We start from the raw sequence: 12,784 nt of genomic DNA, 5'->3' as shown, positions 1-12,784 counted from the left end.
CGCTGAATCGGGGCCCCGGGCGGGTTTCTCGGCCGCGCCCTGCGGGGCTGTCGTCGGCACCCCCGACTAATCTCCGGCCGGGCCGCGGGGGGGTTTACCCCCCCAACTCGACCTCATTGTCGACGGCATACCGAACGAGTCGAGCGGTGCTTGGCGACTGTATGTTCTTGTCGGGCGTCAGCGTTTTTGCGCCGTGATGAGCTTTTCGAGTTGGATCTTGATCGCGTCCGGGTTCACGAACTCCGCGCCGTAGCTGCCGTTGACCGGTTCGGCATCGATGTAGATGAGGGTGTCGCCGGAGCGCACGAGTTGAAGCCGTGCCTGGCGGGCTGTGCCGTTGGTGGGATCGGCCATCTTCTTCGGGTCGCCCCACGTCAGGTTGACGTACTGCGAGCCGTCCGTGCCGATCCTCGCTGCGTCGTATTGGCCGTCGACCCGCCATTCGATCGTCTGGCCGCGGGAGTCCGTGGCCTTGAAGTCCAGGCATTCGGTCTTGGCCATGGCGGCCGGGACGTCGTTGAGGAGCTTGGTCGCGTAGCCGTTCTTGTAGGTGACCAACCGCCAGGTAATGCTGGTGCCCTTGTCGGCTGTCGTCTCCATGATCTGGAACGCCTCGGCGACCGGCGGGTTCCGGGCGCTGCCGGTAAAGGCGTCGAGGATCGGTTGGCACGCCGGAGTGGACGATTTGACGGGCTGTTCGATCGACGTGTCCGCGCCCGGTTTGACCGTCCAACCACCCGCCGCGGGAAGCTCCTTCTGCGTGACGAGTGCCGCCTTGAGCTGCTCGGAGGTCGAGAGTGTGTGTACGCCCGCCGGTGCTTTGCCGCCGGGGGCCTCGGACGACGGACTTTCGGCAGACGGCCCGCCGGGGGCTGCCGCCGCGGTCGGAGGAGCCGTTACGGCGGCGTTCTTTGCCTTGTCGTCCTTTGTGTCGTCCGAGCCGATTTTGCAGCCGCTCGCGACCAAGACGAGCGGCAAAAGGGCAGATGCAACAAGACTTCCGTGCTTGGAACTCATGGATTCCTTCACTTTTGGCATGCCCGCGTGGCATGCCTGCCAAGTGGAGACATCCGCGTCGCGGATGCGCCACCGAAATACGAACTCGAGATCCGCCTGCGCCTTGCCGAGTGCAGGCCGAACAACCATCAGCGTTTCGCACGCGCGGTCCGCGAGCGCGCGGGGGCGCCCCGGACGTCCGCCGCTACCCGGCCTCCGCCGCCGCCAACAACATCTCCGCGGCCTGGGTCCGCGCATAGGGCACCACCCGGCTCGCGCGGTGCGCGCCGACCAACCCCGCGGCGCGCAGCGCGGACAGGTGCTGGGACACACCCCCGGGCGTCAGTCCGGTACGCCGGGCCGGCTCGGTGGTCGACGCAGGTGCGCCGAGTTCCGCGACCAACGTGGCCCGGGAACGACCCGGCACACCCGCCGACGCGTCCGGCGCGCTTGTGGGCGCGTCCGCCCACAACGTGCCGATGCCGCGCGGTGGATAACGCAGCGTGGGTTGCCACCCGCCGTCCAGGATGAAGAACACACACGGCCACACGAACGCCGATGGCACAAGAAGCAGCCCTCGATTGCCGAGGATGCGACGAAAGCGGCAGTACCGGGAGCGCACGTGAGGCGTCCCCGCGTCCCCGCGTCCCACGTGACCTGCGGGTCGAGATCGCCGAACAGGCCGTGTGCGCCGCCCTCCACCAAGCGGCCGGCGCGGAAGCGGATGTCGTTCTCCAGGAAGGTGCGTATACGCGGCCGGTACGGGGCCGACGCCACGTCCCAGTACGCCTGGATCACGTCTGCGAGCCGCCCCAGCTCGCGATCGGGATTCTCCCGCAGCGTTGTCAGCTCGACCTCCCGAGAGCTCAGCGAGGCGGCCGGCCCGGTGCGGACTTGGTCGGCCCAGACCCGATGCACGCCATGCTCATCGGCTCCCTTCAGGACGCGCACGCCGGCCACGGCTTCCCACAAGGGGGAGATCGCGAAGCGTGTACGGGCCACGTCCTCCGGGGTGAATTCGATCTCGATCACGGCACCACGCTATCTGCGGTCCACCCTCGATCCGTTGGGATTCAGCCTCGACTAAATCAATGCGGGCCGCGCGTAACAGCACGACAGGCTGCCCGACATGAGCCACGGACAGTCCCCTTGACGGATCGCCGACTTCCCCACCCTGTGGCACACCCAAGCCCAACCTGCGACCTCGTGGGTGGCGCCGCGGCCGTGCGGTCCGTCCCGCCCGCAGCCCCCGAGACGCACCTCGCCTCAGCCAAGAACCGCGAAGCCGATCCCCACGACCAGATCCGACCGATCACCCCACCGGAGAATCCTCGTACCCCCGCTTACGCCTGACGGCCGACCCCTACGAGCACCTGCGCAGGCCGGAACTGCACCCCGTCGCCTACTCCCCCCGGCTCGGCCGATCCGTACGAGGCCACTACGGCAGACGCTCCGCCGCCCGGCGCACCGACCCGGTGTGCATCTCGATGTCAGGCGCCACCGGGCGGCGTGGTTTCCTCGGCCGGCGGATACGTGCCGGCGGCAGTCGCTTATGCGGGTCGTCGCCGAGGCCTCCCACGAGGGCGAGAGTGAGCGTGCACCGGGGAGACTTCGAAAGGCAGCCGAGGGCGGTGGTACGTGGCGTCCCGGTGGATTCAGCGCAGCGTATTGACGCTCACGTTCCGGGGTTTCTAGGGTGCGTTCGGTAGCGTTCTGGAAGGTGGTTCGCGATGCCTGGTGATCACGGTGGTCCGCCCGCCCCGATCCAGCCTCCGCAACCGGATCCCAATCCGACTCCGGGTGACCCGTCCAAGGACGGCAGTACGCCTCCCGGGCCCGGTCAGCGGCGCAAGCCGTGATCGTGGTCGGGTCCGATTCCCTGGCGGCGCTGCTGGAAGGCAAGAACGTGTTGCCGGACGGGTGGCGGCCGGTGTTCGAGCGCGTCGCGCGGGAGGAGTTCGTCCCCGATCGGGCCTGGCCCGAGGACGGCGACATCGTCGTGGACCGCCGCCGTGATCCGGACACGTGGCGGGCGGCGGTGTATTCGGATCGGGCGTTGGTGACCCAGTGGGACGACGGCCGGCACGCGGGCGACGGCGCGGGGCGGTTGGCGACGTCGTCGGCGTCGGCGATCTCGACCGTCGCCGAGATGCTGTTCGACCTCGACGCCCATCCGGGCATGCGGGTGTTGGAGATCGGGACCGGGACCGGGTACAGCGCCGCGCTGCTCGCCGCGCGCGGCTGCGACGTCGTGTCGGTCGAGATCGACCCCGACCTCGCGGAGCAGGCCCGGGCGAATCTGGCGCGGGCCGGGTACGGCGACGCCGTCCGGGTCGTCGCCGGCGACGGAACCCTCGGACACCCCGACGCGGGTCCCTACGACCGGGTCCAGGTCACCGCCGGCGTGCGTCGCATCCCCGCGGCGTGGATCGAACAGGCGAGGCCGGGCGCGGTGATCGTCATGCCCTGGGGCACCGACCACACCACCGGAGACTGCGCCCTGCGCCTGGTCGTCGACGAGGACGGGCGCGGTGCGAGCGGGCCGTTCACGATGGCCACCGCGTTCATGAAACTCCGGCGGCAGCGCCCCGATCGCCGCCACTACGGCGCCGCGTCGCTCCCCCACGACTGGGCCACCACCGCCGTCGCGTCCACGACCTCGCTCGGATGGGACGACGTGGTCGCCGGGCCGTTCGACCCCGTCGGCTTCGTCCTGGGGCTGCACGTTCGCGACTGCCTCGCCCAACCCGTGCCGGACGGACACGGCGGCGGAACCCTGTGGCTGCACGCCGCGGACACAGGCCGCGGGCATTCCACCGCCGCCGCCGGATTCGCCCTGGGACATACTCCCCGTGTTCTGCAGAGCGGGCCGCGACGCCTGTGGGACGAGGTGGAGACGGCCTGGCACTGGTGGCACGGGCAAGGACGCCCCACCGTCCACGACTTCGGCCTCACCGCCACCATCACCACGACCGCCGACGCGGCCTTCGTCGAGCAACTCGCGTGGTACCGCGCCCGAAACCACCCGCTCACCCCGGCGAGAACGGTCATCGAAAAGCAGCAGGCCTGACCACGCGCCCACCGGCACCGCGCACTTCGAGGGCCCGCCGACCCTTGCGACGGTGGGCACTTCGGAGCCAATGGACAAGCCGGATCAGACCTCCCCCGCCACCGCGTACTTCTCCCGTAACACTCACGCAGGGCTACCACCGGATGTGAGGCAGACCCGTCAATACAGTCCCTCACCCGGGAAAGTACGGCGGCGCGCCCGAGGCATCGGGACTACCGTCGAGAACATGAGGCTTCCTCCACCCCCGCCGCACTTCCGCGCGACGAACCGAGACGACGCCGAACACGTCACGGTCCGAGGTCGTCCGCTGTTCCGGCCACGGCCGGGCCGATGTCGGCCGAGAGGTGGTCCAGTACGAGGGCAATGGCCTCCTCGGCGGTGTCCGTCACGCCGATCACGTCCCGGGAACGGGGGACACGCACACGGAAGCGCCCGTCGTGCAAAGGGTCGACGGGCGGAGCCGCGATCGCGTACGGGTACCTCGTGCAGCTGCTCACGCACAAGGTCGCGTGACTTGTGAACGGGTACAACCGACGCAACCGCACGACCGTGTCCGAATCCTCGGATCGGACGCCGAGGGCGCGCCACTGTCCCGTCGCACTGCAGTTGTCTGTTGACCCGCCCCGAACTGCCGGTTTGCCAAGATGACCGGCAACCGCATCTCCATGAATTCTCAGCGAGGCCGGCTTCCACGGAACCGTCATGGGTGGTGATCGTCGTCGGCTCGGCAACGTGTGACCGAACGGGAGCAAAATCCCTTGGCGCCCGAGACGAAGTGAACGCTCGAGCGCCGAAGCCGGACTCCGGAACGGGTGAATCCGGAGATCGACGGGCGTCTCGTTCGTCTTGCGTTCGCGGATGATCGGGTCGGCCGTGTTTCGAGCCGGCACCGGACCCGGGGCGCCGCGAGGCCGGCCACCTGCCGAAGTCGATCGCTCCCGCGCCGTTGTCAGGGCCGGAGTTGCCGTGCCTGCGGATCGAAGCAGTCTAGGCCCAGCGACGAGGCAACCTCCGCTGCGTGGGCGGAGGCCTCCTCGGCCCTGCTCCAGCTCATGGGGAAGTGGATCAGCGGGCCGCGGGCGGCACCGATCGGCGGCCCCGCCGACCAGGGCGAGTCCTCGTCGTCGTTCTCCGCGGGATCCGGCCACCGTTCCGGCAGTCGGGTCACCGGGACCAGAGCCGCGAGGCTGCCACCCGGGGCCGGCCCGCCATGCCCCGCGCCCCCTCGTCGCGTCCGGCGAATGCCGCCGCCCCGGCCCTGGGCGGTGCTACGGGGCGAGTGCCCGGGCCTCCCGAGCCGGACGCGGTCCAGCGGCGAAACCTTGGGCCATACAAGTGAATTCGCCTCTCGGGGAGGGCGGGGAATCCGCTCGGAGGGTAGCCGGGATGCGTCCCCCTCTGTTGTTCAGGTCCCCCGGAGCACGGTATGACACGCACGCGATTCACCACGTTTGCAGCAGTCGGCATCCTCATTGCGGTTCCCTCGCTCGCCTGGGCCGACGGCGGCCCCTCGCGCGCGGAGCCCACGATCACCCAGGTCCAAGGGCCCGCCGTGACCCTGCAGGCACGCCAAGTTCAGGACCTGCCCCGGCTGTTCTGCCCGCAAGGATCGACCTCGACCGGAGGCGGCGTCCGACTCGACCCGGACAACGGGGCGTTCCTGCAGAGCTCCAACCCCGCAGGCCCCGGTTGGGATCTGACAGTCGACAACCTGAGCGACGGACCGCGCACCGTGACCCCCGTGGTCGTCTGCACCACGGATCCGACCATCACCCACCAGGTCGGCAACCGGGTCAGCGGCTCCACGCTCGACTCCCAGGCGAACTGCCCGGCCGGCCAGACCATCGCCGGAGGCGGAGCCATGGCCGGACGCAGGAACTACCTCAGCCTGTCGTCCGGGACCCAGAGCGAATACTGGCTGGCGCGCGCCAAGAACGTGAACACCACCTTCGCCGGCGTGGTCGCGTTCGCCCGCTGCTCGGGGCTGACGCACACGTATCGCACCAGTCTCCCGGTCGCCCCCCTGCAGGCCGGCGAAGTGGGTTCGGCCCACGCCGAGTGCCCCGCTGGCCAGGTCCCCAGCGCCGGCGGCGGCCTCGGCGACCCCAACCTCCTCCACAACGCCTCGTTCCCCACCGCGACCGGCTGGACCCTGCGCGCCACGAACACCGACAACGTCCCTCGCTCGCTGATCGCCGTCGCGGTCTGCGCCGCCCCCTAGAACCCCGGCGCCGAGGACATCGCCGGAACAGCCAAGTATGTGAGAACCGGCCAACTCGCCATGAGATGCAGTGAGAATCCGACAACCGAGTTGAGACGGGACAGCCACTGACCTGCGCAGTCTCACGAAGGGGAGATTCGTAGGACATCGGTCGTGAGATTAGGACACGCGGGCTGAGCTTCAGCGCTCGTCCTTGAACCGGCAGACCGCTTGGCGCCGTCGGAGTGAGCGGCGGCGGGGTCGTGCGTCTGCGGGTCGGATCGGTTGTGTCCGGCGTGTGGTGCCGCGGCCGGAGACGAGGCGGGGCGGGTGGCGGGCAGGGCCCACGATGCGCAGCGCCGGTCCCGCCCGCCATGTGTGGTCCCGGGCCCCGGACGGTGTAGCGAAACGGGCCGGCCGGCCGGCGGGATGAGTACGTTGAGCACTGTCCCGTATAGGCAGTTTTGCCCGGAAAGCGTCATGTGCAAGGCAATCGTCGTGGCAGCGCTGGTCACCATGAGCGTGTTCGGAGCCGTCACCACCGCACAGGCCCACCCGGCAGGGGCGCCCGAGGATTCTTTGCCTGGTCGGGGGCGGCGAGGTCGTTCTGAACGCCGCCAGGGACGGGTTGGTCTGCAAGGGCGGTTTCTACGACGGACAGCCGGTCGACCTCTGATCGACGCGCCGGACCCGCTCTGGAATACCGCACACCCCTCGAAACACTCCGCGAGCACGAACAACTCAGACTCGCGGCATAAAAAACAGCAAACAAGGCGTCCGGAAAACGCGGGACACCTCACCGCGCCCTGCCTCTCGGCCACCGACGACTCCCCTCACCGCTACCGGCGTTCACCGGCAAGCCTGCCACCACCGCCGGCTCCGGGAACCGCGTTCCGAACCCGCCACCACCTGAAGGAGACGCGTGCCCGCCTCCGCCCTCGCTCGCCTGCGGGCCTACGTTCGCCACGCGCCCGGAACAGTTGGCAAGCGCCGGCTCGTCGACCGTTTCCTCGACGATCATCTTCGAACCCATCCCTTCCACACCACTGCCCGGTTGCGCTCGGGTGACCTCCGAACTGCGCGACGCGCTGCGTCATCAGGCCGGCCCCGGCCGGCACCTGCCCGCCGACTCCGACGAGTTCCACATCCGCCCGGCCCCGCTCGCCGTGGTCACCGAGGCGGCCGAGGAGAACGGCCGAGCCGTGGTGGGCGGGCTGACCTACAGGCTCCCGCGGACGCCGGTGCGATGCCGCAGACTCGCTGTCCCGACGGCTCCGATCCGGCGCACCGATGACCTCCGAATCGGCGTCGAATCCGTCCCTGTCGTCCGTTGCCACCGAGACACCCCTCCTGCCCGGGCCGGGCGGGCGTGGGTGCGAGGCCCCACCGGTGGGGCCGGTTCGGTCCGGTCGTAGTCTCGGGTGAGCACCGCTCGTCCGCACCGCACGCCCGCGTGCGGACAGCCCCCGGGGGAACGTCCCCCCGCCGAACCGCCCGGCGCCCGGCGCCGTTCCGGGAGCATCCATGCACACCACCCGCCTGCCCGTCGCGTTGCTCGCCGCCGCGTGTCTCGTCGGCTGTTCCTCAACCGCGTCGAACCACGCCTCCCCCCGGACCGGTCCGCCCGCGGCCACCACGCCCGCCACGACCTCGCCCGTCCCGAGCGCTCCGACGGGGCCGACCGCGACCGTGCCGGGCGGGCCGACACAGCGAGCGGACGACGCTCCCGGCGCGAGCGTGCGCAAGGCACTCGACACCGTGCGGTCCGCACGCTCGTTCCGGTTGGTCGTCACCATCCGCGAGGCGGGCGCGCCCACCCACGTCGAGGACAACCGCGTCGTGCGCGGCACCGGAGCGCACATCGTCAAGACCGACGGGGACACCGTCACCGAGGACACGCTCTACGTCGGCGGCGACGTCCACCGCCGCACCGCCGCCGGAATCTGGGAACACGACGTCGTGCGCGAGGACTCCACCCCCGCAACCGCTCTGCTGTACCGCGACACGTCCGTCCTGCTCGGCGACCTGTACGAGCTCGCCGCCCGGCCCGAGGCCCTCACTCCGATCGCGCCGCTCGCCATCGACGGCACCACCTGCGTCGGCCTGATTGACCCGGACGGCAGCCGCGCCTACCTCACCCCCGGCGAACACCCGCTTCTGCGCCGCCTCATGGTCGCCTCGGGCAACGGCACCATCGTGTGGGATCTCACCGAACTCGACGCCCCCGTAGACCTCACCCCACCCACCACCCGCGGCTGACCACCCCGACACATCACATCGACCCACCCGGCCCGCCGGAGAGCCGAGGCGCGGGGCCGTCCCCGCAACGGCCGTTCCTGGGGCACATCGACAGCCACCACGTCCCGGGCGGCACCGGCCCGCGCGGCACCGCACCGAAGCCCGGCCTTCCCACGCCACCGGGAAGCACCGAAGCAACCGCCACACCCGCCGAGGCGGCCGTCGGAAACGATGTGCGGTCGGGAACGACACGGACGGCGCCGCGCCGCTACCGGGGTGTGTTCACAGCGTCCAGGCGTACGCACGCCCGTCCGGTGCGGCGAGGCGGACGTGTTGGCCGGTCGGGCCCGCCTCGAGAGTGAACCACTCGCGGCGCGGCCGGTTCAGGTCCAGGTCCAGCCACAGGCGGTGCGCACGCTCGACCGGTGCCCACGGGTCGCGCCCGCCGACCCGGGCGACCTCGGCTCCGGTCTCGGTGACGGTGGTCGCGCGGCCGTCGGGGGGGTGCGCAGGGTGGTGGTGTGGCGGCCGTCGGTGAGGGTGAAGGTACGGGTGGTGTGGGGTTCGAGGTGGAGTTGGGCGAAGAAGGAGAACGTCCAGTCGTCCAGGGCCCTTGGCGTCAACGCCGAGCTGCGGGTGCGGTTCGTGGTGTGGCCGGAGTCCGGGTGGGCGGGCCGGGGACCCCCTTCGTCGACATCGGTGTCGGTGTCGGTGTCGGGCAGGAGTGGCATGAAGGCGGCGGGGGTGTGCATGAGGCGGCCCGCGGCGGTGCCGTCGGGGAGTCTCTTCAGCCAGGCGATCGATCCGCCCGCGAGGGTGCCCTTGAGCGGGACCACCAACACCGCGCCGGCCGCGCACATTCTCAATCGGTGCCGCACCCCAGGTCGGAACACCACATCCGCACAACCCGGTTGAGACAACGCACCCACCCTGCCGTCCCCACCCGCCCGTTCACCCGGGCGGCGCGATGTTGTCCCGGTTCGACTTGCCGTGGAAGTACGTGATGATTTCGATGATCTCCGGGATCCTCTTGCGCAGGCGGTGCGACAAGGTGACGTCCACCTGGAGGAATCGCAGTAGTTCGAGGGCACCGGCCCCGGTCGAAGGCGGCCAGGTCCTTCGCGGCTTCGAGACGGTCGTTCTCCCGAGCGGTGGGGCCGGCCGCCAGACGGGCCAACGCGTCGGCTGCTCGCCGGTCTCCGGACAGGGTCAGTTCGCGGGCCAGGTACAGCCTGTGCTCCGAAGGACCGCTTCCGACCGCCCACCACGCGAGCACATCCAGTCCGCGAAGGTCGTTGAGCCGGGTGAGTTCTCGCGACACACGTATCCTGTCGTCCGGCGCCAAGGCGATCTCCGCCGTCATGGCGGCGAGCAGGTCGAGTCCTCGGCCTTCGCCCCTGACCGCCGGTTCGAGGGCGGCCCGCATCCGGGTGTCGGTGTCGCACGACGTGGTGCGCGCGAGGTGGTCCACCAGATCCGGTCCGCTTTCGTCGCCGAGGGACAACAGCTCGCAGGCCGCCCAGAAGGTGTCCGCGCCGGGGGTGTCCGGAGCCCACGCCAGGTGGGCGAGCATCTCGATGCCTCGCCGGTCACCGAGGAACGCGAGACCCTGTGCCGCCCTCATCCGAGCCGCCACGGTCAGCCTCGGATCGGCGGCGCACCCGGTGCAGGGCAACACCGTCCGCGTTCACCCGCAACACCACCGGCCTGAACACGGGCCCCAACAGCGCGAGCAACAGCCCGAAGAACCCCCACACGAAAATCGCCAGACCCAGCGGCACGGTCGACGACCACGGCCCGCCGTACCGGGCCGGTCGCGCCCGGAGCCGACGGGTGCGCCCCGACCGGGCGTCGAGCCCCGATCGCCCGTCGTGCGCGGCCGGCGTGTCGTACTCCTCGGCTACGTCGGCGCGGTCCTACATGCCGGGCGCGTCGTTCCGCCGTGTCGGTGGGTGTCGGCTACCGCGGGTGGTGGGAATCGGCGATCCCCGATACATACCGCCATCACGATCAGAGCGACCGCCCACGCGAGCACCGCGCCGCACCGCACCGCACGGTCCGCGTCCCGGCCAGGACCGCGGCCGTCCCGAAGGCACCTAGGAGTGGTCCGTCGATCCACGGGATCCGCCAACACAACGCCTGGCCCTCGGTCGTGCAGATCACACCGTCCGTGGCGGACTCACACGGGTCGCTCATCATCACCCCGAACGGCACCACACCACCATCAACACCCCGGTCACCGCCCACAACACCACCAGGGGCGACTCCACCAACGAACCGCGACCACGGCCACCCGCCCGCGTTCCGCCGCCCGAATCCCGCCGCCCCGCTGCCCTCGTCGTCATGCACCCACCCTCTCGGTCGAGCACACCACGGCACGGCCCCAGGGATGACGCACCCAACCGGGCACGGTCACGTACTCAAACGATCGGGCAACCGCGACGACGACCACACGTCCGGCCCGATCAACCCACCCGACCATTCCCCCCTGCACCATGAGAACGAGTCTGGTCCCGCCGCTGACACGGCGGAACCAGAACGCAATAGCTTCATGAGTCTTCTAGGTCGCGGGGCACGAGCGGTATGTCTGCCGCTTGATATAGGCCGTGTGATCGTTGCCGACCTTGACATAGGTCGGTTCGCCGGAACTCGCCTTGTAGTACGCGGTCCAGCTGCTGTTCCACGGGAAATAGCCCTCGAAATAGACTTCGTAGCACCAGTTGGCGTCCACCCGGAACGTGTCCCAATCCTGGCCGTCGGGCGACTGTTCACCCGGGCCGATGCCCTTCCACTGCTGCTTGACGCCGTCAGAGGAACAGGTGGGCTTCGTGGTGGTACGGGATCCCGTTATACCCGTTTGGCAGTAGTTGCGACCCACGGTCACAACAGAGTTGGAATCATTCACCGTCTCCGAGCACACCCCCGTGCAACCTCCGGCGTACGCGGGCGGCGGGACGGTGACGAGTGCCGCCGCGCTCAGTACGCCGGCTGCCGCGAGTGAACGCACCGCGCGTGTCATGATCGTCGATCCTCGGTAGGTCACGAGACTCCCCCTTGTCGATACGAGGCCTTCGACGTCAGCCTGGGCGTGCGGGCCACAGCCCCACAAGGACGATCCCGTCCCACACCGGTCGTGGGATGGCCGCACCGACGGTGAACTGCGGTTCCGCCGCGCGAACGGGATGGCGACGAACGGGACGGCGAAGTGCCCTGCGGATCCCGGTTCGGGGTGGGGACCCGCATGGCTGCTCGACTGTGCCGGCTTTCCGATCGGCACACGGTCATCGGCCCGGACGAGGTGGGGCCCCGTGCGTCACCGCCGGATCGGCCGCACCATGCCGCCGCAGGGCCGGCACATCCCCGACGGCGGTGACGCCGTACCTCGACCGCGGGACCGTTCCCGGCGCGGATCAATCGAGCCGGTGCCGGGCCCCGCCGTGGCGTCGCTCGCCTCCGAGGCGGTAGCCGTCCCGGTCCGAGAAGTCGGCGGTGATGGAGAAGCGGTCCGCGCGAACCAGGGTTTGGCGCCACTCCACGACCCGGTCCTGCCAACACCCCGCGCGGTCGATCGCGAACACGGCCGTGTCCTTCGGACACGCGAGCAACCGGCGTTCGGCGGGATTGGGTACCAGGGCCCGAATGCGCTCCCACCCGCTCAGGACGCGGATGCCGCAGTGTCGCGCGAGTTCGGCGTAGAGGCCCGTGTGCGTGAAGTCGGCCTGCAACAGCGGGGATGCCAGGTCCGCAGGCAGCCATGCCCGGTCGACCGCGAGCGGTTCCTCGTCGGCCAGGCGCAGTCGTTCCACGTGGACGAGCGGCGTGGACTCCTCCAGCCCGAGCCGGGCGGCCGCGACGCCGTCGGCTCGCCGGTCCAGGACGCGTACCGTACTGCGTTGCACCGAGCCGATCCGCTCGACGGCGTCGAAGAGGCTGTAGGCCCGTCCGACGGGCTGTTCGATGGGGGTCGCGGGTCTGGAAACCCTGCCGCGTCCGGCGATGACGTGTCCCTCGCTACGGAGCCTGCGCAGCGCCTCGCGGACTGTGTGCCGGCTGACGTCGTACTCGGCGACCAAGGCGTGTTCGCCGGGAAACGCGTCGTCGAACTCGTTCGCCGCGAGCCGGCGGTGTAGGTCCTCCCGCAGCTGAGCCCACAGCGGAATGTGGCTGGTGCGGTCGAGCGGTGTGGGCCCGGCGCCCTGCACTGTCACTTGCTGTCCCCCATGTGCACGAACCGGGTTTCGGTCGGCATGAATGTACGGTCGCCGGCGCGGGGCGGGCAA

General features: G+C 70.3%; 10 protein-coding genes. 3 read left to right on the top strand and 7 right to left on the bottom strand.

Annotated elements, in window-relative coordinates; genetic code table 11:
• Positions 1–177: 177 nt before the first annotated feature.
• Together ACFRCG_RS03075 and ACFRCG_RS03070 are read right to left on the bottom strand one after the other, a co-directional pair.
• On the bottom strand, positions 178–1,146 hold the full coding sequence (locus tag ACFRCG_RS03075; RefSeq protein ID WP_380028157.1) for a hypothetical protein: 969 nt from the start codon (positions 1,144–1,146) through the stop codon (positions 178–180).
• Positions 1,147–1,201: 55 nt separating this feature from the next.
• Positions 1,202–1,534, bottom strand: a complete 333-nt coding sequence (locus tag ACFRCG_RS03070) for an ArsR/SmtB family transcription factor (protein WP_380028155.1) — start codon at positions 1,532–1,534, stop codon at positions 1,202–1,204.
• A gap of 1,323 nt (positions 1,535–2,857) precedes the next feature.
• On the opposite strand from ACFRCG_RS03070, the gene ACFRCG_RS03065 reads away from it, so the two are divergent.
• A complete protein-coding gene (locus ACFRCG_RS03065) occupies positions 2,858–4,066 on the top strand; it encodes a methyltransferase domain-containing protein (protein ID WP_380028153.1) in 1,209 nt (402 codons plus the stop codon).
• A 287-nt stretch (positions 4,067–4,353) separates the two neighbouring features.
• Here the strand turns inward: ACFRCG_RS03065 and ACFRCG_RS03060 are convergent, their stop codons facing one another.
• Positions 4,354–4,770, bottom strand: coding sequence for a DUF6193 family natural product biosynthesis protein (locus ACFRCG_RS03060; protein WP_380028150.1), 417 nt, complete (start codon positions 4,768–4,770; stop codon positions 4,354–4,356).
• Positions 4,771–5,492: 722 nt separating this feature from the next.
• Between ACFRCG_RS03060 and ACFRCG_RS03055 the strand changes: the two genes are divergently transcribed.
• Positions 5,493–6,287 (top strand): hypothetical protein, encoded by a 795-nt coding sequence (locus ACFRCG_RS03055; protein ID WP_380028148.1) that lies wholly within the window; start codon positions 5,493–5,495, stop codon positions 6,285–6,287.
• A gap of 1,503 nt (positions 6,288–7,790) precedes the next feature.
• The gene (locus tag ACFRCG_RS03050; protein WP_380028146.1) at positions 7,791–8,525 is read left to right on the top strand and encodes a hypothetical protein; all 735 of its coding nucleotides are present in this window, start codon (positions 7,791–7,793) and stop codon (positions 8,523–8,525) included.
• A 362-nt stretch (positions 8,526–8,887) separates the two neighbouring features.
• Here the strand turns inward: ACFRCG_RS03050 and ACFRCG_RS03045 are convergent, their stop codons facing one another.
• The 4 genes from ACFRCG_RS03045 to ACFRCG_RS03030 form a co-directional block, all read right to left on the bottom strand.
• Entirely contained in the window at positions 8,888–9,364 is a 477-nt protein-coding gene (locus ACFRCG_RS03045) for a hypothetical protein (protein WP_380028144.1), read from the bottom strand.
• Between the two features lie 2 nt (positions 9,365–9,366).
• Positions 9,367–10,128 (bottom strand): hypothetical protein, encoded by a 762-nt coding sequence (locus ACFRCG_RS03040; RefSeq protein WP_380028142.1) that lies wholly within the window; start codon positions 10,126–10,128, stop codon positions 9,367–9,369.
• 936 nt (positions 10,129–11,064) lie between these two features.
• A complete protein-coding gene (locus tag ACFRCG_RS03035) occupies positions 11,065–11,523 on the bottom strand; it encodes a hypothetical protein (protein ID WP_380028139.1) in 459 nt (152 codons plus the stop codon).
• 391 nt (positions 11,524–11,914) lie between these two features.
• Positions 11,915–12,712 carry a GntR family transcriptional regulator gene (locus tag ACFRCG_RS03030; RefSeq protein WP_380028137.1) on the bottom strand — a complete coding sequence of 266 codons (798 nt, stop codon included), beginning with the start codon at positions 12,710–12,712 and terminating at the stop codon, positions 11,915–11,917.
• Between the last annotated feature and the right edge of the window lie 72 nt (positions 12,713–12,784).

The organism is Embleya sp. NPDC056575, assembly GCF_042793325.1.
In the GTDB taxonomy this organism is placed as follows: domain Bacteria; phylum Actinomycetota; class Actinomycetes; order Streptomycetales; family Streptomycetaceae; genus Embleya.
The sequence above is the reverse complement of the archived record's forward strand: the minus strand, read 5'-3'. Positions and strand labels throughout refer to the sequence as shown.